General features: G+C 73.4%; 16 protein-coding genes. 7 read left to right on the plus strand and 9 right to left on the minus strand.

All coding sequences use genetic code 11. The annotated features are described in order from the left end of the window. The first annotated feature begins 102 nt into the window (after positions 1-102). Positions 103-2,535, plus strand: coding sequence for a right-handed parallel beta-helix repeat-containing protein (locus OHB56_RS06305; protein WP_406352102.1), 2,433 nt, complete (start codon positions 103-105; stop codon positions 2,533-2,535). A gap of 34 nt (positions 2,536-2,569) precedes the next feature. Here OHB56_RS06305 and OHB56_RS06310 read toward each other — a convergent pair whose 3' ends face one another. Beyond that, the gene (locus OHB56_RS06310) at positions 2,570-4,951 is read right to left on the minus strand and encodes a hypothetical protein (RefSeq protein ID WP_406352104.1); all 2,382 of its coding nucleotides are present in this window, start codon (positions 4,949-4,951) and stop codon (positions 2,570-2,572) included. 289 nt (positions 4,952-5,240) lie between these two features. Between OHB56_RS06310 and OHB56_RS06315 the strand changes: the two genes are divergently transcribed. Next, positions 5,241-6,080 (plus strand): DeoR/GlpR family DNA-binding transcription regulator, encoded by an 840-nt coding sequence (locus OHB56_RS06315; RefSeq protein ID WP_055593292.1) that lies wholly within the window; start codon positions 5,241-5,243, stop codon positions 6,078-6,080. Between the two features lie 150 nt (positions 6,081-6,230). On the opposite strand, the gene OHB56_RS06320 is transcribed toward OHB56_RS06315, so the two are convergent. After that, on the minus strand, positions 6,231-7,373 hold the full coding sequence (locus tag OHB56_RS06320) for a PLP-dependent cysteine synthase family protein (RefSeq protein WP_406352106.1): 1,143 nt from the start codon (positions 7,371-7,373) through the stop codon (positions 6,231-6,233). 351 nt (positions 7,374-7,724) lie between these two features. Here OHB56_RS06320 and OHB56_RS06325 point away from each other — a divergent pair, with 351 nt between their 5' ends. Both OHB56_RS06325 and OHB56_RS06330 read left to right on the plus strand, forming a co-directional pair. Beyond that, the gene (locus OHB56_RS06325) at positions 7,725-8,048 is read left to right on the plus strand and encodes a hypothetical protein (RefSeq protein ID WP_055593290.1); all 324 of its coding nucleotides are present in this window, start codon (positions 7,725-7,727) and stop codon (positions 8,046-8,048) included. Positions 8,049-8,243: 195 nt separating this feature from the next. After that, positions 8,244-8,789, plus strand: a complete 546-nt coding sequence (locus tag OHB56_RS06330) for an ATP-binding protein (RefSeq protein ID WP_326751359.1) — start codon at positions 8,244-8,246, stop codon at positions 8,787-8,789. A gap of 257 nt (positions 8,790-9,046) precedes the next feature. Here OHB56_RS06330 and OHB56_RS06335 read toward each other — a convergent pair whose 3' ends face one another. The 5 genes from OHB56_RS06335 to OHB56_RS06355 form a co-directional block, all read right to left on the minus strand. Then, complete coding sequence (locus tag OHB56_RS06335; RefSeq protein WP_326751360.1) at positions 9,047-9,340, minus strand: SHOCT domain-containing protein; 294 nt, start codon at positions 9,338-9,340, stop codon at positions 9,047-9,049. Positions 9,341-9,660: 320 nt separating this feature from the next. Beyond that, positions 9,661-10,083, minus strand: a complete 423-nt coding sequence (locus tag OHB56_RS06340) for a PPOX class F420-dependent oxidoreductase (protein ID WP_406352109.1) — start codon at positions 10,081-10,083, stop codon at positions 9,661-9,663. Between the two features lie 104 nt (positions 10,084-10,187). Beyond that, positions 10,188-11,075 carry an NAD(P)-dependent oxidoreductase gene (locus tag OHB56_RS06345; protein ID WP_326751362.1) on the minus strand — a complete coding sequence of 296 codons (888 nt, stop codon included), beginning with the start codon at positions 11,073-11,075 and terminating at the stop codon, positions 10,188-10,190. A gap of 238 nt (positions 11,076-11,313) precedes the next feature. Beyond that, positions 11,314-12,552: an ROK family protein gene (locus OHB56_RS06350; protein ID WP_326751363.1), complete on the minus strand. Its 1,239-nt coding sequence runs from the start codon at positions 12,550-12,552 to the stop codon at positions 11,314-11,316. After that, positions 12,549-13,241 carry an alpha-ketoglutarate-dependent dioxygenase AlkB family protein gene (locus tag OHB56_RS06355; RefSeq protein ID WP_406352112.1) on the minus strand — a complete coding sequence of 231 codons (693 nt, stop codon included), beginning with the start codon at positions 13,239-13,241 and terminating at the stop codon, positions 12,549-12,551. Before OHB56_RS06355 ends, OHB56_RS06350 begins: the two co-directional genes overlap by 4 nt. An 86-nt stretch (positions 13,242-13,327) precedes the next feature. On the opposite strand from OHB56_RS06355, the gene OHB56_RS06360 reads away from it, so the two are divergent. Next, positions 13,328-14,470 carry a methyltransferase gene (locus OHB56_RS06360; RefSeq protein WP_406352113.1) on the plus strand — a complete coding sequence of 381 codons (1,143 nt, stop codon included), beginning with the start codon at positions 13,328-13,330 and terminating at the stop codon, positions 14,468-14,470. Between the two features lie 162 nt (positions 14,471-14,632). Here the strand turns inward: OHB56_RS06360 and OHB56_RS06365 are convergent, their stop codons facing one another. Together OHB56_RS06365 and OHB56_RS06370 are read right to left on the minus strand one after the other, a co-directional pair. Then, entirely contained in the window at positions 14,633-15,487 is an 855-nt protein-coding gene (locus OHB56_RS06365) for a ketose-bisphosphate aldolase (protein ID WP_406352115.1), read from the minus strand. A gap of 24 nt (positions 15,488-15,511) precedes the next feature. Further along, the gene (locus OHB56_RS06370) at positions 15,512-16,393 is read right to left on the minus strand and encodes an SIS domain-containing protein (protein WP_406352117.1); all 882 of its coding nucleotides are present in this window, start codon (positions 16,391-16,393) and stop codon (positions 15,512-15,514) included. A 195-nt stretch (positions 16,394-16,588) separates the two neighbouring features. Here OHB56_RS06370 and OHB56_RS06375 point away from each other — a divergent pair, with 195 nt between their 5' ends. After that, the gene (locus tag OHB56_RS06375; protein WP_406352118.1) at positions 16,589-17,368 is read left to right on the plus strand and encodes a DeoR/GlpR family DNA-binding transcription regulator; all 780 of its coding nucleotides are present in this window, start codon (positions 16,589-16,591) and stop codon (positions 17,366-17,368) included. A 271-nt stretch (positions 17,369-17,639) separates the two neighbouring features. Further along, entirely contained in the window at positions 17,640-19,475 is a 1,836-nt protein-coding gene (locus OHB56_RS06380) for a glycoside hydrolase family 15 protein (RefSeq protein WP_326751369.1), read from the plus strand.

Here is a 19,475-nt window from a genome sequence, read left to right on the forward strand (position 1 = left end):
TCCGCCTCTGGTCAATCCGGCGGCCGTGCGCACGCTACGGTGGTCCGGCCGAAGGAATCGACGACAAACCCGCGTACGACAAGGTGGGGGCACAGCTACGCCATGGCACAGGGCACGGTCCAGGTGACGCACACCGGCACATCGCGGTGGCGGCGCCGCACAGGTGAGTACGCGTCGCTCGCCGCCGCCCTGGAGGCCGCGGCCGAAGGCGACGTCCTCACCGTCGCTCCGGGCACCTACCGGGAGAATCTCGTCGTGGAACGGGCGGTGACCCTGCGCGGTCCCGAGGGCTCGCCCGGCTCGGTGCGCATCGCGCCCCTGGACGGGGTTCCGCTGACCGTACGCGCTTCGGCGGTGGTCCAGGACCTGCATGTGGAGGGGCAGGACGCGGCGGCGCCCGCCCTGCTGATCGAGGACGGCACCCCGGAGCTGCGGGACATACGGGTGGTCACCCGGTCCGCGGCCGGCATCGAGGTGCGCGGCAGCGGCCGGCCCACGGTCCGCCGTTGCACGGTCGACAATCCGGCGGGGATCGGCATAGCCGTGCTCGACGGCGGGGGCGGAGTGTTCGAGGAGTGCGAGGTGGTCGCCGCGGGGCAGGCGGGCGTCGCGGTGCGCGGGGGCGCCCGTCCCCGCCTCGAGCGCTGCCGCGTGCACCATGCCGCGGGCTCGGGCCTGACCGCGACCGGGGAGAACTCGGCGCTCGAGGCGGTGGGCTGCGAGGTCTACGAGGTGCGGGGCAGCGGTGTCCAGGTGACCGGCCGGGCGACCGCGCACCTCACCGACTGCGATGTGCACCGCACCACCGGCGACGGGGTCACGCTCGACACCGACGCCGTGCTGACGCTGGCAGACTGCCGTATCCACGACATCCCGGAGAACGCCGTCGACCTGCGGTCCCGCTCCGTGCTCACCATGACCCGCACCACCGTGCGGCAGTTCGGCCGCAACGGCCTGTCGGTGTGGGACCCGGGAACCCGCGTGGACGCCAACCAGTGCGAGATCTTCGACAGCACCGGTGACTATCCGGCGGTGTGGGTGAGCGACGGCGCCACCGTCGTCCTGGACTCCTGCCGGGTGCACGACGTGCCGGACGCCCTGTTCGTCCTCGACCGCGGTTCGCGCGCGGACGTGGTCGACAGCGACCTGTCGCAGGTGCGCAACACCGCCGTGTCGGTGAGCGACGGCGCCACCGCCCAGCTCGACGACTGCCGGATCCGGGAGGCGGCCACGGGCGCCTGGTTCCGGGACCACGGCAGCGGCGGCACCCTCAACAACTGCACCCTGGACGGGATGCAGACCGGCGTGATCGTCACCAAGGGCGCCGATCCGACCGTGGAGCGCTGCACCATCGACTCCCCCGCCGAGGCCGGTGTCTACGTCTCGGCCGGCGGTCGCGGCAGCTTCCTCGACTGCCGGGTCACGGGCAGCGGCGGCTACGGTTTCCATGTGATAGACGGCAGCCGGACGACGCTGCGCAAGTGCCGCACGGAACGCTGCGCGCGCGGTGGATACGAGTTCGCCGAGAGCGGCGCGGCTCCCGGCACGGGAGGCCCGGTGGTGGAGAACTGCACCAGCGACGAGAGCGGCAGCCTCGCGTCGCCGGCGGCCCCGGAGCCGGCCGTGCAGACCACGGGTCACTCCCCGGGCCTGCTCGGCACCCTCCCCGGGCAGCCGGCCGAGCGGACGCCGTCCGCATCGGTGACCGACCCGGAGAAGGAGCTGCGCCCGTCGAAGACCGTGCTCGGCGAACTCGACGCGCTGGTGGGACTGGAGAGCGTCAAGCGGGAGGTGCGGGCCCTCACCGACATGATCGAGGTGGGCCGGCGCCGGCAGCAGGCGGGGCTGAAGGCCGCGTCCGTCAAGCGTCACCTGGTCTTCACGGGGTCCCCGGGCACCGGCAAGACCACGGTCGCACGGCTGTACGGCGAGATCCTCGCCGCCCTCGACGTGCTGGAGAAGGGGCATCTGGTCGAGGTCTCGCGCGTCGATCTGGTCGGCGAGCACATCGGCTCCACGGCGATCCGCACCCAGGAGGCGTTCGAGAAGGCGCGCGGCGGCGTGCTGTTCATCGACGAGGCGTACGCGCTCTCCCCCGAGGACTCCGGGCGTGACTTCGGCAAGGAGGCCATCGACACGCTCGTGAAGCTGATGGAGGATCACCGGGACGCGGTCGTGGTGATCGTCGCGGGGTACACGGCCGAGATGGAGCGGTTCCTGTCCGTCAACCCGGGGGTGGCATCCCGTTTCTCACGGACCATCACCTTCGGCGACTACGGGGCCGGTGAGCTGTTGCGGATCGTGGAGCAGCAGGCCGAGGAGCACGAGTACCGGCTGGCGCCGGGAGCCTCGGAGGGCCTGTTGAAGTACTTCACGGAGCTCCCCAAGGGTCCCGCCTTCGGCAACGGCCGTACGGCGCGGCAGACGTTCGAGGCGATGGTGGAGCGGCACGCGAGCCGGGTCGCCCAGGTGCCGGAGCCGAGCACGGACGACCTGACCCTGCTCTTCGCCGACGACCTCCCCGAGCTGCCCTGACCCGGACGGCACCGTACGCGTCGCGACGCGCCCCTCACGCGGTGGGCGCCTCCGTGCCGGTGCGGACGCCGTCGTCGGGGTCTTCCGTGCGGCGCGGCGCCGGGACGTCCGGCCGCAGCCGGGCGAGCAGCCGCCGGCGTTCCTCGGCGAAGGCCGGGTCCGCCTGGTAGTCGGAGTGGCCGAGGATCGGCGCGGGCAGGGGATGGCTCTCGGTGCGGCCGTATGCCAGCGGGTCCTTGAGCGGGGGACGGTCCACCTCGGTGCCGCAGTCGCCGGGAAGCCGCACCGGGCCGCCGATGGGGTCGGTACGGCGGTGGAGGTTGCGCCAGCAGTCGACGTCCCGGTGCAGCGCGCCGAGTGCGTCCGGCCCGAAGTGGGCGGGGAACCAGCGTCCGTACAGCCGCTCCAGCGGGGATCCGTAGGTGAGCAGGGCGACGCGCCCCCGGGTGGACGGGGTGAGCTGCCAGGCCGCGGCGGCGGCGAGGACGCTGCCCTGGGAGTGGCCGGAGAGCACCAGGCGTCCGCCGGTGGCCCGCGTCCAGGTCTCGATGCGCCAGGTCAGGTCGGGTACGGCGCGTTCGGCGTAGCAGGGCGGGGCGAAGGGGTGGGCGGCGCGCGGCCAGAAGGTGCCGACGTCCCACAGGATGCCGATCGTGCGCCGCGCGGAGGCGTCCTTGTAGGCGCGCCGCCCCCAGGTGACGAACAGTATGAAGCCGAGTCCGATCAGCCAGGAGCCCAGCGCCTGCGCCGTCTCGGCGGCGCCGTGGACGACGGCGTAGGTTCCCTGGGCGGCCTCGCCCGGCGTGCGGTCGGTGGCCAGCGCGCCGACGAGGGCGCCCGCGCCCAGCAGCAGGGTCGCGGCGGAGATGACGGCGAGGATGCGGGGGCCCCGGTCGGTGAGGGAGGCCATGGCGCGGGCGTTGGCGATCCGCCGGGTGCGGGCGGGGTCGCCGGTTTCGTCCGGGAACTCGCGGGCCACGGCGGCGCGCTCGTCGCGGGCGATGTGCCAGGCCCGCCGGGCCAGCCAGCCGCAGAGCCCGAGGAGCAGGACGAGCAGGGGCGGGATCACGGCCGCCTGCCAGGTCAGGACCACCGGCGGCCCGGGGATCGACGTCCCGGTGCCGTCCAGCCAGTCGGAGACGCGCTGGGCCACGCCGCCGGACATCACGCCGCCCAGCGCGCAGGCCAGCATCGCGACGGCCGGTCCGGCCAGGCCCCGCATGGCGGCGCGCCGGTCGGGGGCGCTGCGGTGCAGGGCGTGGGCGACGCCGGCGAGGACGATCACGAGCAGGCCCTGGACGAGGGAGAGCGCGCCGAAGGTCATGTCGCCGGGCAGCCGGTCCGCCGATTCCCAGCCGGGGCGTCGCCATCCGGCGTACACCAGGGTGAGGGCGAGCAGGAGGAGCGCGGTCAGGGGCAGCAGGCGCAGCAGGCGGGTGTCGAGGGCGTCGTCCAGACGGCGGTCGGTGCGGCCGCGGCGGCAGACCACCCACACCACGACGGCCCCGGCGGCGAGCAGGGCCGCTTGCACGAGGGGGCCGAGGAGGGCCAGTGCCGCGGATCCGCCCGGTGCGCGGTCGTGCCGGGCGGCCGCCAGGGCGAGTGCGGAGGCGACGGTGAGCAGTCCGGCGGCGGTGTGCGCGGCACGGAGCCGGGCGACCAGGCGGCGGCCGTACCAGAAACCGGGCCGGCTCAGGGCGGTGGGGCGGCTGTCCTCGGGCTCGTGGGCCATCGGCTGCTGGGACTCGTACGCGCTCCAGGTGCGCAGGGACAGGTACCACAGCAGCCCGGTCAGGGCGGTGGGCACCAGGGCGGCGAGGCCGAGCCGGCGGCCCGGCTCGCTCCACCAGCCGTCGTCCGACGCCTCGGGCGAGAGGAAGCCGAGCCAGGAGTGCCGGTCGGCGCACGCCCGCGTGCCCGCGCACTGCCAGGCCGCCAGGTCGAGGGCGACCTCGCACGCCGCCGCGACGAGCAGCACCGTCAGGCTCAGTCCGGCCAGCCGCACCAGCAGTCCGTACAGCCGGACGAGGCGTCTGCGGCCTCGGGCCGCCGGGCGCATCCAGTGGGCGAGGTTGACCACCATGAAGGGCAGCAGCAGCAGCCACAGGGCGCGGGTGCCGTTCCCGGAGGTGAGGTTGCACCAGACGTAGGCCTCGGGGACCGGTCCGTCCCGGTGGCCGGCGGGCAGGCGCTCCGCCCGGACGTCGTCGGCGCGCCGGAAGATGGCGGCGACGTCGTCGCCGGCGATCCGCACGGTGCGCGGATCGTTCAGCATGGCCTGCGGGGTGGCTCCGCCCACTCCGTGGACCAGGAGTTCCAGGGCGGTCCCCGAGTCCTTCGGCCGTTCGGCAGGGGCGCCCACGGTCTCGGTCCGCTCGGTCCGCTCGGCTGATCTGCCTTCCTGCGCACGTTCCACTGCTTCGCACTTCCCCCGTGACACGCCGTCGGATCCGTCCGTGCGAACAACAGGATCTCCCCTGCCGGAACGGCTGACACCTCTCCTCACGGAATCTCCCCGATCCTGGTGGCGAACGGGCGACCCAGGGGACAGTGATGGCATGTACGCGACGAAGGCAGGAGACGCCGCCCTTGCCCCGGCATGCGAGGATGGGACGCCGACGCACCGGCGGCGGGAGGAACGTGCCCGTCGGACCGGGTGCGCGGGGCGTGTCGGACGGCTTGGCGGCGAAAGGACCGGAGCGTACGTGAGCGAGAATCAGAACCTCCTCGCGGAGCAGCGGCGCACCCTGATCCTCGACGAGGTCCGGCGCCGCGGCGGAGTCCGGGTCAACGAACTGACCCGCAAGCTCGGCGTGTCGGACATGACGGTCCGCCGCGACCTCGACGCCCTCGCCCGGCAGGGCGTGCTGGAGAAGGTGCACGGCGGCGCGGTCCCGCTGGTCGAGGCCAGCACCCATGAGCCCGGCTTCGAGGCCAAGTCCGGTCTGGAGTTGAGCGCGAAGGACGACATCGCGCGAGCGGCGGCCGAACTGGTCCCGCCGGGTGCGGCGATCGCCCTCTCGGGCGGTACGACGACGTACGCGCTGGCCGGTCGACTGCTCGACGTGCCCGACCTCACCGTGGTCACCAACTCGGTGCGGGTGGCGGACGTCTTCCACGCGGCGCAGCGCACCTCGGGCCCCCGTCAGGGTGCGGCCACGGTCGTCCTGACCGGCGGTGTGCGCACGCCGTCCGACTCACTGGTGGGGCCGGTGGCCGACCAGGCGATCGCGGTGCTCCACTTCGATCTGCTGTTCCTCGGCGTGCACGGGATATCGATCGAGGCCGGGCTGTCGACGCCGAACCTCGCCGAGGCCGAGACGAACCGGCGTCTGGTGCAGTCGGCGCGCCGGGTGGTCGTGGTGGCCGACCACACCAAGTGGGGCACGGTGGGCCTGAGTTCGTTCGCGTCCCTGGACCAGGTGGACACGCTGGTGACGGACTCCGGACTGCCGGCCGAGGCCCGCGAAGAGATCTCCGAGCACCTGCCGCGGCTGGTCGTGGCGGGCGAGCCCGAGGAGCCGGCGGAACCCTCGGACGTCTGACCAGGCCCCGGGAACCCGGGCTCCGGCCCCGGTCTCCCGGCGCCCCGGCTCTTGGCTCCTCGGCTCTTGGCTCCTCGGCCGGAAGTCACCCGACCCCACGGGATCACGGCACCACGGGATCGCGCGGCCGTACGCGCACGGCGGCCGCCGTCAGTCCGGCCAGACCCCTGTCCGCAGCAGCGTCTCCATCGTCGTCGTGTACGGGGCGATGTCCAGGCCCTGGTCGGTCAGCCAGGCGTCCGAGTAGTACTTGTCGAGATAGCGGTCCCCCGGGTCGCACAGCAGCGTCACCACACTCCCCTGCCGCCCCTCGGCCACCATCTCCGCGACGATCTTCAGCGCGCTCCACAGCCCGGTGCCGGTGGAGCCGCCCGCCTTGCGGCCGATCGCCCGCTCCAGGAATCGCACGGCGGCGACGGCGGCCGCGTCGGGAACCTTCATCATCCGGTCGATCGCGCCGGGCACGAAGCTCGGTTCCATCCGGGGCCGGCCGATGCCCTCGATGCGGGAGCCCCGGTCGCAGACGACGTCCGGATCGCCGGTGGTCCAGCCCTCGAAGAAGCAGGAGTTCTCCGGGTCGGCGACGCAGATGCGGGTGTCGTACTGCATGTAGTGGACGTAGCGGGCGAAGGTCGCCGAGGTGCCGCCGGTGCCGGCCGTGGCGACGATCCAGGCGGGTTCCGGATGGGGCTCCAGCTTCAGCTGGCGGAAGGTGGATTCGGCGATGTTGTTGTTTCCCCGCCAGTCCGTGGCGCGTTCGGCGTAGGTGAACTGGTCCATGTAGTGGCCGCCGGTCTCCGCCGCGAGGGCGACCGACGCCTCGTACAGGGTGCGCGGGTCGTCCACGAAGTGGCACCGGCCGCCGTGGAACTCGATCAGGCGGCACTTCTCGGCGCTCGTCGTGCGCGGCATGACGGCGATGAAGGGCACCCCGATCAGCTGCGCGAAGTACGCCTCGGACACGGCGGTCGAGCCGCTGGAGGCCTCGATCACCGGGCGGCCCGGACGGATCCAGCCGTTGCACAGTCCGTAGAGGAAGAGCGAGCGGGCGAGCCGGTGCTTGAGGCTGCCGGTCGGGTGCGTCGACTCGTCCTTGAGATAGAGGTGCACGCCCCACCGCTCGGGCAGCGGGAAGCGCAGCAGGTGAGTGTCGGCCGACCGGTTGGCGTCGGCCTGGACCCTGCGCACGGCTTCTTTCAGCCAGTCGCGGTAGCCGGGGTCGCTGCGGTCGGCGTCGAGGGTGGCGCCCTCCAAGGCGTGCCGGGGCTGTGGGTACTGCTGGGGAGTGCTCACGACAGGGCTCCTTACGCCGAGCGCGCCGACGGCGTCCCGCGCGGCCGACACCCCGATCATAGAACCCTGCGAACCGCCCCCCACCTGCATAAACGTCCCTTTGGGAGACTCAAAGGAAGCCCTGGACCCCACCTCGGCGCCGCCTTCCGGCACCCGGCACGCGGCTGGGGGCGCATTCGCGCGAGTGCTTCGGACGCCCCCGGAAGGGGGACGTGCGCACTGGTGATCAACGGTGAGGGCGGGCAGACTGCCCGCGGAGCAAGGTCCCGGACGGGAGCACACTGGACCAGGACATGAGCCGGCCCGCTGAGCACGGTCCGGTACACCGACGCGCACAAGGGGGCGAGTGGCATGGCCGAGCTGGAGTTCACGGCCAGGGGCGTGCGGATCGGCAGGCGGCTGCGGTCGCTCACCCGGGCCGGACAGGTCCGGATCAGCGACGGCAGGCTCGAGCTGCTCACCAGCTACGGAAGCGAGATCGACAGCGCGCCGGTGCAGGCCGTACGCGCTTCCCGGCCCTGGTTCGCCCCCGGGGGCCGCGCCCTGGCCGACCTCAACGGCCACCGGTACCTGCTGACCCTGAGTGACCACGACCCGGCGCCGGGCGAGCCGGGGCCGCCCGCGGCGCGCCGCTTCATCGAGGCCGTGCGCCGGGCATCGGGGCGCGGCGCCTGAGATGCCCGCGAGTTGCGCCGCCCCAGGCCCTGCGTCACTCTGTTCTCACGTCACTCTGGGTTTACCGGCGATAACGCTGCGAACCAGCCCGCCGGCCACGACAGCAGGCGGCCATGTCACGCAGGCACCCTGCTGGATCCGTACTCCGTGTTCTTCCGGACGTCCGTCCGGGCCTGACACCGGGGAGTCGCAGCTGTGATCACTCACCCAAGCAGACACTGCACGGTGGAGCTCCAGGCTCTGCCGCCGCGGATCGGCCAGGTCCGCAGAATCGTATCTGCGCAATTGCGCTACTGGCATATGGACACCTTGATAGACCGTGCCTCACTCGGTGTGACGGAGCTGTTGTCCAACGTCCACCGACATGCCCAGCCCGACAAGATCTGCACGGTCGAGCTGGAGGTGCTGCTCGACCGGCTCAAGGTCTCGGTGCGCGACCACGACCCGCGGCTGCCGGTCGTCGGGGACGCCGCTCCGCTCGCCACCTGCGGGCGCGGGCTGGCCATGGTGGCCGCGATGAGCGAGAGCTGGGGCGCCCTGCCGGACGGCGAATCCGGCAAGGTCGTGTGGTTCACGCTGCCGGCGCCGTCCGCGGCTCCCGTGGCGGACTGGGACCACTATCCGCGGATCACCACCGGCGAGCGCGCCGTGCCCCGGTTCGCGGAGGTCGCGCTCGTCGAGCACGCCGTCGAGGAACGCCGGTCCGAACCCGCTCCCGCCCGGTCCGCCGTTGTCGGCTGACCGGGCGGTGTCCGCCTCCCGTACGGGGTGCCCCCTCGGTGGCCCCGGCCCGGCCGACGGCCCGGAACGGGCCCGCTCGCGGGCGGGAACGCGGACCGCCGGGATCGGCGTGCCGGCTGTGCGCAGGGCGTGATGCCCCGGCCGTCGCCGGCAGCGCGTGGACCGGGGTGGGCGTCACGCGGCTTTCGCCGCGCCGCCACGAGCTCCTTCCCCGATACCGACACGGGCCGGGGGCGGGGCCGTGGTCTCTCCCTGGGTCATGCCGCACCGCCCTTGCCGTGCCGGCCGAACTCCTCGTCCAGGACGGACAGCCGCCGCCAGTACTCGTCCTCGTCGATCTCGCCGGAGGCGAAGCGGTGACCGAGCACCGCGATGGGCGAGCCGTCCGCCCCGGCGGGCCCGCCGGGGCCGTGTCCGGGACCGCGGCGTCCGCGCCACACCGTGCGGCGCAGCAGGGCGATGCCACCGCCGACGGCCAGGGCCCAGACCAGGGGGAAGAGCAGGATCCACGGGCCGGGCCCGCCGTCGCCGAAGTGCGCCGGTGTCTGCATGGTCGTTCAACTCCTCGGATGCGCGCGCCGACGTCCTGTCGTCGTGCGAAGCGTCGTGACGCGTCGTCGTGCTGCTTCGCTTCCGAGAGTCGTCCCCGAGGGGGTGCCGGGTCGTCGTACGGCCGGCGGCACTGTCCCTGCCTCAGGGGGAGTACGCCGGACGGCGACGCCTGCTTCCGTCCGCCCGAAGTGCCGCACCCACGGGTACGTACGGCGCGGCGGGCGTCCGGCCGGACGCTCGGGGGGGGCGGAACCGGCTCCCCCGGGGGCCTCGTGGGGCAGCCCTGGGGTGAGCCCGTTCCGCTCCGGGCGGCCGGGGCTCAGGTGGACGCCTGGGAGCTGTCCTTCATCGCGCCCCAGCCGTGCCAGCGTTCGACCTCGATCCAGGCGCTGACCCGCGCCCGTACCCGGTCCGGGTACGGGTTGCCGGTGTAGTGCCGGGAGAGACGGTCGATGTCGGCCAGGCCCTCGTCGTCGCTCAGCTCGACGACGCGGCCGATGAGGGTGACGTGGGTGTACCAGTCGTCACCGGCCAGCACCGTGAGGGTGACGCGCGGGTCGCGGCGCAGGTGCTTCAGGCGTACCCGGCCCTCGTCCAGGCTGATCAGTACGCGACCGTCCTCCCACATGTACCAGGTGGGCGTGGAGACGGGTGCGCCGTCGGAGCGGAGGGTGGCCATGACACAGGGGTTGGGGCGGCCCAGCAGGGCGTCGGCCTCGGGGGGCAGCGGGGGCTTGGACATACGGTCTCCTCGGAGGGTCTTCGGACAGGTCCCCGGACGTTGTGGCGTACGGGTGCTCGGGTGGGAACGAGACAGCCGTCGAGGACAGGGGTGCGGGCGGCCGTTCAGGCGGGGGGCTCTTCGAAGCTGGCGTAGTAGGCGGCTGCCATGTCCTCGTCGCCGTGGCCCTGGGCGGCGGCGCGTTCCAGGCGTTCGGCGCCGGCCGCGGCCACGTCCAGGCGTACACCGTGCTGTTCGCCGGCCCGGACGATCAGACGGGCGTCCTTGGCCGCGGTGTTCACGGCGAACTGGGCCGGGGACAGCGGCCCGTCGAGGATCAGCCCCGCCTTGGCCCGCAGGTAGCCCATGTCGAGCGGACCACCGGCGATGAGGTCGAGGAAGCCGTCGGGCTCGACGTCCAGCGCCTTGGCCAGGGCGAGGGTCTCCCCCACCGCCGACGTGACCGCAAGGACCCAGCTGTTGGCCACCAGCTTGAGGCGGGTGGCGCTGCCGGCCGCTCCGTCCTCGCCGGTCCACACGGTGCGGGCGCCGACGGCGTCGAACACCGGCCTCACCGTGTCCCGGCCCTCGGCCGGTCCGGCGGCGAGCACGGTCAGCTGTCCGGCCTCGGCCGGCTGACGGGTGCCCAGCACCGGGGCGTCGTAGAAGAGCAGGCCGTGCTCGCGCGCGAAGCCGGCCAGCTCGGCGACCCCCTCGAGACCGGCGGTGGTGGACTGCGCCCAGACGCTTCCGCGCCGCAGCGCGGGTGCGGCCAGCCGCATCGTCTCCAGGGTGGCGGGACCGTCGTACAGCATGGTCAGGACCACGTCGGCGGACTCGACCGCCTCGGCGGGGGTGCCGGCGACGTGCGCGCCGTCGGCCACGAGCGGGTCGGCCTTGGCACGGGTGCGGTTCCAGGCGCGGACGGTGTGGCCGGCACGGGCGAGGTTGCGGGCCATCGCCGCACCCATGATGCCGGTGCCCAGAACGCTCACGGTGAGCTTGTCGGTCATGACCTCGGCTTTCTGTCGGTCGGTCCGGGACGCGTCTCCGGGCCGGTTCGCACAACCCGTTCCCGCGGCCCGCGCGTACGGTCCTCGCGTACCACCCGTTCGCACGGCCCGTTGCTTCGGCGCTCGCGCAGGAGCCGCGCGTGCGGCCCGTCCGTACGTCGTGGGTCATTGTGCGACGGTCGGCGCGGGATGCGCCTGTCGGCACGGGCATCCGCCGTTCCGTCCACCCGCCCGCCCGCTACGCCAGGGTCCCCAGCGGGTCGTCCAGGACCGGCTGCCAGGCGAGTTCGGCGGCGCCGGCCAGGCTGTTGTGAGCCAGAGTGCACGCCAGGATGGGGACGCCACCGCTGCGGCCCCACAGACTGCGGTCGGCGACGACGGCGCGCAGCCGGTCGGGGGCGGCGTCCAGGAGGGTGCCGTGCAGGCCGCCGAGGATGATCCTGTCCGGGTTGAGGATGTTCACCAGGCCGGCGAGGCCCCGTCCCAGGCGGTCGACGAGGACGGCGACAGCGGAACGGACGGCGGGGTCGTCGTAGTGCTCGCGGATCAGCGTGTCGGCCTGTTTCAGGAGGGACATCTCGGGGCCGGGTTCGCGTCCGGCCGCGGTGAGGAAGGCCAGCGGGTCCGCCTCCACGTCCAGACAGCCCCGGCTGCCGCAGTGGCAGGGGCGGCCACCGGGGTTGACCGGGACGTGGCCGACCTCCAGGGCGAGACCGGAACTGCCGGTGTGCAGGCGGCCGTCGAGCACCAGTGCGCCGCCGACCCCCCGGTGGCCGGTGGCCACGCACAGCAGGTCGCGCGCGCCACGCCCGGCGCCGTGCCGGTGTTCGGCGAGGGCGGCGAGGTTGACGTCGTTGCCAGCGAAGGCCGGGCCGTCGAGGCCGGCGGCGCGCACCTGCTCGGCGAAGATCTCCCGGACCGGGGCCCCCGCGGGCCACGCCAGGTGCATCGGGTTGAGGGCCAGCCCTTCGGGTTCGGCCATCGCGGACGGCACGGCGAGCCCTGCTCCGACGCATCGGCGTCCGGTCTCCCGGAGCAGGTCGGCGCCGGCCGCGACGACGGAGCCGAGCACCTTCGCCGGGTCGGCGTCGATGACCTCGGATCCGGGGGCGGTGGCCACGATCCGGCCGCCGAGGCCGACCAGGGCGGCCCGGAAGCCGTCGGCGTGCACCTGCGCGGCCAGCGCCACCGGACCGTCCTCGGCGACCGAGAGCCGGTGTGAGGGGCGGCCCTGCGAACCGGCTGCCGCGCCGGGCCGGGCGTCGACCCGGATCAGGCCGAGCGCCTCGAGTTCGGCGGCGACCGCGCCGGCCGTCGCCCGCGTCACGCCCAACTCCGCGGTGAGCACCGCGCGGGTCGGCGCACGTCCGGTGTGCACGAGCTCCAACGCGGGCCCGAGCGCACCGCGCCCCCGGTCCAGCCGCGCCCTCGAGGTGGTCCCTTCCCCCGTCGGCCGGGGATCCGCCTTCCCGCTCATGAGGGCGAGTCTCCCATGATCGCGACCGCGTCCGGTGACCGGCCGCTGACCCGGAGTGTGATGTTCAGCCTGCCGGTCAGCCCCAGTTCCGGCGGCGCCGTGCCCGCGCGCACGCGCGGGACCCCGTGGTACGCCGACCGCGACGGCCCGCCGAAGACGAAGAGGTCACCGCTGCGCAGCTCGACGTCCGTGTAGGGGCGGGTCCGGGTCCCGGGGTTGCCGAAGCGGAAGACGCAGGTGTCGCCGAGGCTCAGCGACACCACGGGCGCGTCGCTCTCCTCGTCGCTGTCGCGGTGCATGCCCATGCGGGCGTCGCCGTCGTAGAAGTTGATCAGGGCGATGTCGTACGCGGTCCCCGCCGGCGCCGCGTCCGTGCCGAGCGCGTCGGTCACCGCGCGGCGGCCCAGTTCGCCGAGGCAGGCGGGGAACGGCTTGACCGGGGCGCCGTCGCCGTCGACTACGGTGCGCGCGTAGCCGTACGGGTACCAGTGCCACCCCAGGCACACCTGCCGGGCGGTCATCGTGCCGCCGCCCGGGGTGCGGACCGTGCGCAGTCCGGCGGGCGGGCGGGCCCACGCGCGGCACGCGTCGAGCAGGGCGCGCTGGGTTTGGGCGTCCAGCCAGTCCGGCACGTGCACCGCGCCGGGCGCGACCTCGGCGCGGGGCCGGGGGAAGAGCTCGCCGTCCATGGAATCCATCCTGCCCGACGGCCCCCTCCCGCCCGACACGGTCCGGGCCGGGGCTCGGCTAGCCTGGTCGCACGATGAACGACCGTATGACGACTGCGTGGGGTGCGCCGGTTCTGGCCCGCTTCCCCGAGGACCCCCGCGACAGGCTGCGCGCCTGGGACGCCTCCGACGAGTACCTGCTCGGGCATCTCGACCGGGAAGAGGTGCCGCTGGACGGCACGGTCGTGGTCGTCGGGGACCGGTGGGGGGCGCTCGTCACGGCGCTGGCCGCGTACCGGCCGACACAGATCACCGACTCCTGGCTGGGGCAGGAGGCCACCCGCGCGAACCTGGCGCGGGCCGGTGTCGAGCCGGGGACGGTCCCGTTGCTCACCACGCAGGACCCGCCGCCGGGCCGGATCGACGTGCTGCTGGTGCGGGTGCCCAAGAGCCTGGCGCTGCTGGAGGACCAACTGCTGCGGCTGGCGCCCTCGGTGCACGCCGGCACGGTCGTCGTCGGCACCGGCATGGTGAAGGAGATCCACACCTCGACGCTGAACCTCTTCGAGCGGATCATCGGCCCCACCCGGACCTCCCTCGCCGAGAAGAAGGCGCGGCTGATCTTCTGCACACCGGACCCGGAACTGGTGCGTCCCGCCGGCCCCTGGCCGTACAGCTACCGGCTGCCCGACGGGATCGGCGCGGTCTCCGGCCGGACCGTCGTCAACCACGCGGGGGTCTTCTGCGCGGACCGGCTCGACATCGGCACCCGGTTCTTCCTCCAGCATCTGCCGCAGCCGTCCTCGGAACGGCCGGGCCTTCGGGTGGTGGACCTCGGGTGCGGCAACGGCGTCGTCGGTACGGCGGTGGCGCTGGCCGACCCGCGGGCCGAGGTGCTGTTCGTGGACGAGTCGTTCCAGGCGGTGGCGTCCGCGCAGGCCACGTACCGGGCCAACGGCGTACCGGGGCACGGCGAGTTCCGGGTCGGCGACGGTCTGACGGGCGTGCCGGACTCCAGTGTCGACCTGGTGCTCAGCAACCCGCCGTTCCACTCCCACCAGGCGACCAGCGACGCCACCGCCTGGCGCATGTTCACCGGTGCCCTGCGCGCCCTGCGACCGGGTGGTGAGCTGCGGGTGGTCGGCAACCGGCATCTGGGCTACCACGTGAAGCTTCGCCGGTTGTTCGGGAACAGCGAAGTGGTCGCGAGCGACCGGAAGTTCGTCGTGCTGAGGGCCGTGAAGCGGTAGGACGGACTTCCCTCGGGCCGGGGCCGGACCGTGCCCGTACCCGGCCGGACCAGGGCGTCCACCGCTTGCTCCGGGCCGGAGCGGCCGCGATGGAGCGGATGACCGCCACGGTCCGGGCGACGGTGGGCGGGGCATGAAGGGTGTCCGGTGGTCCCGGTGCTCTCAGGGTGCCGTGAGGGTCCCGATGATGTCCGCCACCGCACGGGCCATCGCCTCGCGGCCCACCGTCAGGTAGCCGCGGGAGTCGACCGCTTCGGGGTGGGCGGCGAGGAAGTCCCGGACGGCCCCGGTCATGGCGATGTTCAGTGCCGTGCCGATGTTCACCTTGGCGATGCCCGATCCGACGGCGGCGGTGAGTTCGGTGTCCGGGAGGCCGGAGGAGCCGTGCAGGACGAGGGGGACGTCCAGGGCGGCGGACAGGCGTCCGAGAAGGGCGTGGTCGAGGGCGGCGGTGCGGGTGGTCATCGCGTGCGTGGTGCCGACGGCGACGGCGAGCGCGTCCACGCCCGAGTCGGTGACGAAGGCGCGGGCCTGGTCGGGGTCGGTGCGGGCACCGGGCGCGTGGGCGTCCAGCGGAGGCTTGCCGCCCTTGCCGCCGATCTCCCCCAGCTCCGCCTCGATCCACAGGCCCCGGGCGTGCGCCCAGTCGGCGGCCGCCCGGGTCGCGGCCAGGTTCTCGGCGTAGGGCAGCCGGGCCGCGTCGTACATCACGGAGCCGAAGCCGGCGTCCGGGGCCTGGCGCAGCAGGGCGTCGCTCTGGACGTGGTCGAGGTGCAACGCGACGGGCACGGCGGCGCGTTCGGCGGCGGCGACGGCGGCGCGGGCGAGCGGCAGCAGCCGGCCGTAGCGGAACTTGACCGCGTTCTCGCTGACTTGGAGGACCACGGGGGCGTTCACCGACTCGGCGCCGGCGATGACGGCTTCGATGTGCTCCAGTGTGATGACGTTGAACGAGGCGACCGCCGATCCGTCCGCGGCGGCGCGGCCGACGAGTTCGCCGGTGGTGGTGAGGGGCACGGCCTGTCCTTCCGGCAGTCGGTGTCAGGAGTCGAGGACGATGGAGCGGGTGAGGTGGCGGGGACGGTCGGGGTCCAGGCCACGGGCCGCCGCCACGGCGACGGCCAGGCGCTGGGCGCGGACGAGTTCGGCCAGCGGGTCGAGGGTGCCCTGGATCCACGACCCTCCGGTGGCCCGCACCTGTCGGGCCAGGCCCTCCGGCGCGTCGCCCAGCATCCAGGTGGCCGTGGAGTGGGTGGTGACGCTGATGGGACCGTGCCGGTACTCCATCGCCGGGTAGGACTCCGTCCACGCCAGCGCCGCCTCCCGCATCTTCAGCGCGGCCTCGTGGGCGAGGCCCACGGTCCAGCCGCGGCCGAGGAAGGTGAACTGGGTGCGGTGCACGAGCCCTTCGGGCAACGGCCGCGCGAGCGCGGTGCGCGCGTCCTCGACGGCCGCGTCGCTGTGCAGGCCGAGATGGGCGCGGAGCAGGGTGAGTGCCGTGGTCGCGAACCGGGTCTGCACGACGGAGCGTTCGTCCGCGTAGTCGAGTACGACGGTCTCGTCCGCCGACGTCGTCACGGGGGTCTCCGGGTCGGCGGTGAGGGCGGTGGTGCGGGTGCCGCCCTTCAACCGGTCGAGCAGGCCGAGGACTTCGGTGGTGGTGCCGGAGCGGGTGAGGGCGACGACACGGTCGTAGGCGCGCCCGTACGGGAACTCCGAGGCGGCGAAGGCGTCCGTCTCGCCCTGGCCCGCTCCCTCGCGCAGGGCCGCCACCGCTTGGGCCATGAAGTACGAGGTGCCGCAGCCGACGACCGCGACCCGCTCCCCCGGTGTCGGGAGCACCCGGGTGTGCTCGCCGGCCTGTGCCGCGGCACGCGTCCAGCACTCGGGCTGACTCGTCAGCTCGTCCTCGACATATGTCATGACCGCCCCCACCCAGCTCTGTGATTGTTCTTGCAAGATAGAGCGGAGTTTCGAGCACGATCAAGCATTCGAGCAGAAGTGGGGTGCGCTAGGGTCACCGTGGATCCGGAAAGGACCCGAGATGCCCCGGGACGGCCCGGGACGCCCGGAGGTCCGAGGTCCGGGAACGACGGGAACCGCACGACGGGAGGGCGGATGTCGCGGGACGCCCGCTGGCAGGCGCTGCTGGAACTGCTCGTGGAGCGAGGCCGGCTGGACGTCGACGAGACCGCCGCCGAGCTGGAGGTGTCGGCCGCGACGATCCGCCGGGACTTCGACCAGCTCGCCGGGCAGCAGATGCTGCTGCGCACCCGGGGCGGGGCAGTGGCGCACGGGGTGTCGTACGAGCTGCCGTTGCGCTACAAGACCGCGCGCCGCGCCTCCGAGAAGCAGCGCATCGCCCGGGCCGTGGCGGATCTGCTCGCAGCGGGCGAGGCGGTCGGGCTGACCGGCGGCACGACCACCACGGAGGTGGCGCGCGCGCTGGCGGTGCGGAGTGATCTCGCGTCCGGGTCACCCGCGCTGACGGTGGTGACGAACGCGCTCAACATCGCGGGTGAGCTCGCCGTGCGGCCGCAGTTCAAGATCGTGGTGACGGGCGGCGTGGCGCGGGCCCAGTCGTACGAGCTGGTCGGGCCGCTCGCGGACGGCGTGCTGGAGCAGATCACGCTCGACGTGGCGGTGCTCGGTGTCGTCGCCTTCGACGTCACGCACGGCGCGGCGGCGCACGACGAGGCGGAGGCGGCGATCAACCGGCTGCTGTGCGAGCGGGCGGAGCGGGTGATCGTGGCCGCCGACTCCAGCAAGCTGGGCCGGCGGGCGTTCGCCCGGATCTGCCCGGCCGAGTCGGTGGACACCCTGGTCACGGACTCGGCGGTGGCCCCGGAGACGGTGCGCCGGTTCGAGGAGTCGGGGGTGCGCGTCGTCGTGGCGTAACCGCTCGCCACGGACTGCCGGGCCGGCCGGATCTGCCTAGTGCCCCAACAGGCGACGTTCGCCCGTCAAGGAGCGGCGTCCGGTGCGTGCTCTCGGCGTGCCGGCCGGAAGTCCTCGTACTGGACGTACTTGGACTTTCGGCCGGTGCGGCGAGAGTGCGTGCCGGGCGTCGCGACGGGGCGAACGTCGCCTGTTGGGGCACTAGGCTGGCAGTGCGGCCGCGCGGGCCGGGTCGCAGGACGGCGACGCGGGCCGGAGCAGGGAGGCTGTGATGGACGGGACGGCCGAGGAGCGGGGTGCGTCCGACGAGCGCCGGTACGTGCCGATCGCCGATCACGGGCTGATCGGCGACCTGCGCAGCGTGGCGCTGGTGGGGACCAACGGCACCATCGACTGGTACTGCTGTCCGGACTTCGACGCGCCGAGCGTGTTCGCCGCGATCCTGGATGCCGAGCGCGGCGGCTGCTTCGAGCTGGCGGCGGCCGTGCCGGCGCGTACCAGGCAGTTCTACTTCCCCGACACCAACGTCCTGATCACCAGGTTCTTCACCGAGGACGGCGTGGGTGAGGTGCAGGACTTCATGCCCGTCGCCGGGGAGTCGGCCGAAGCGGGCCGACACCGACTGATCCGGCGGGTGGTGTGCGTACGCGGGTCCCTGCCGTTCCGGATGCGGGCGGCTCCGAGATTCGAGTACGGCACCCGGCCGCACACCCTGCGGTTGACCGACGGCATGGCGCTGTTCGCCTCCGAGGCCCTGTCCCTCGCACTCACCTCGACCGTCCCCCTGGAGGCGGACGGCCCGGACGCGTGGGCCGACTTCAAGCTCGCTGAGGGCGAGACGGCGGTGTTCGCCCTGGACCAGGTCGGCGGTGAGGTGTCCCCCCGCCGCTGCGCGCGGCGGGAGGCGGAGGACCAGTTCGGTGAGACCGTGCGGTACTGGCGGCGCTGGCTGTCCTCCTCGCGCTACCGCGGCCGCTGGCGGGAGATGGTGCACCGCTCCGCCCTCACCCTGAAGCTGCTCACCTACGCGCCGACCGGGGCGATCGTGGCGGCGCCCACGACGAGTCTGCCGGAGGAGCTCGGCGGGGAGCGCAACTGGGACTACCGGTACGTGTGGGTGCGGGACGCGGCCTTCTGCGTGTACGCGCTGCTGCGGCTGGGCTTCTCCGAGGAGGCCGCGGCGTTCATGGGGTTCGTGTCCCGGCACGTCAGCCCGGGTACCGACCGCCCCTCCGGCCCTCTGCAGATCATGTACGGCATCGACGGCCGCACCGACCTGTCCGAGCGCGAGCTCGGACATCTGGAGGGGTACCGGGGCTCGGCGCCGGTGCGGGTCGGCAACGCGGCGTCCGACCAGCTGCAACTCGACATCTACGGGGCGTTGATCGACTCCGTCTACCTGTACGACAAATGGGCCGAGCCGGTTTCCAGCGAGCAGTGGGACCATGTGTGCGCGCTGGTGGACTGGGTGTGCGCGCACTGGGACCAGCCCGACGAGGGGATCTGGGAGACGCGCGGCGGGCGCAAGAACTTCCTCTACTCACGGCTGATGTGCTGGGTGGCGATCGAGCGGGCCATCCGCATGGCCCACCGGCGCGGGCTGCCCGCCGACCTCCCCCACTGGCAGGCGAGCCGCGACAGCGTCTACCGGCGGATCATGAGCCATGGCTGGTCCGATGAGCGCCGGGCCTTCGTGCAGCACGAGGAGGGCGACGTGCTGGACGCGGCGGTACTGATGATGCCGCTGGCGAAGTTCATCGCGCCGACCGACCCGAAGTGGCTGTCCACCCTGGACTCCCTCACCGAGGACCTGGTGTCGGACTCCCTGGTCTACCGGTACGACCCGCGGACGAGCCCGGACGGCCTGCACGGCGGCGAGGGCACGTTCTCCATCTGCACGTTCTGGTACGTCGAGGCGCTGACCCGGGCCGGCCGGCTCGACGAGGCCTCCCTCGCCTTCGAGAAGATGCTGACGTACGCCAACCATCTCGGCCTGTACGCCGAGGAGATCAGCCACAGCGGGGAACAGCAGGGAAACTTTCCGCAGGCGTTCACGCATCTCTCGCTGATCAGCGCCGCGTTCAATCTGGACCGCGCCCTGGGCTGA

This window comes from Streptomyces sp. NBC_01635 (genome assembly GCF_045209715.1).
Lineage (GTDB): Bacteria > Actinomycetota > Actinomycetes > Streptomycetales > Streptomycetaceae > Streptomyces > Streptomyces hirsutus.

Coding starts and splice junctions, on each gene's coding strand:
- OHB56_RS06360 (WP_406352113.1), top strand. CDS start 13,328: ATGACGACTGCGTGGGGTGCGCCGGTTCTGGCCCGCTTCCCCGAGGAC.
- OHB56_RS06305 (WP_406352102.1), top strand. CDS start 103: ATGGCACAGGGCACGGTCCAGGTGACGCACACCGGCACATCGCGGTGG.
- OHB56_RS06350 (WP_326751363.1), bottom strand. CDS start 12,552: ATGAGCGGGAAGGCGGATCCCCGGCCGACGGGGGAAGGGACCACCTCG.
- OHB56_RS06335 (WP_326751360.1), bottom strand. CDS start 9,340: ATGCAGACACCGGCGCACTTCGGCGACGGCGGGCCCGGCCCGTGGATC.
- OHB56_RS06380 (WP_326751369.1), top strand. CDS start 17,640: ATGGACGGGACGGCCGAGGAGCGGGGTGCGTCCGACGAGCGCCGGTAC.
- OHB56_RS06370 (WP_406352117.1), bottom strand. CDS start 16,393: ATGACATATGTCGAGGACGAGCTGACGAGTCAGCCCGAGTGCTGGACG.
- OHB56_RS06345 (WP_326751362.1), bottom strand. CDS start 11,075: ATGACCGACAAGCTCACCGTGAGCGTTCTGGGCACCGGCATCATGGGT.
- OHB56_RS06375 (WP_406352118.1), top strand. CDS start 16,589: ATGTCGCGGGACGCCCGCTGGCAGGCGCTGCTGGAACTGCTCGTGGAG.
- OHB56_RS06325 (WP_055593290.1), top strand. CDS start 7,725: ATGGCCGAGCTGGAGTTCACGGCCAGGGGCGTGCGGATCGGCAGGCGG.
- OHB56_RS06340 (WP_406352109.1), bottom strand. CDS start 10,083: ATGTCCAAGCCCCCGCTGCCCCCCGAGGCCGACGCCCTGCTGGGCCGC.
- OHB56_RS06355 (WP_406352112.1), bottom strand. CDS start 13,241: ATGGACGGCGAGCTCTTCCCCCGGCCCCGCGCCGAGGTCGCGCCCGGC.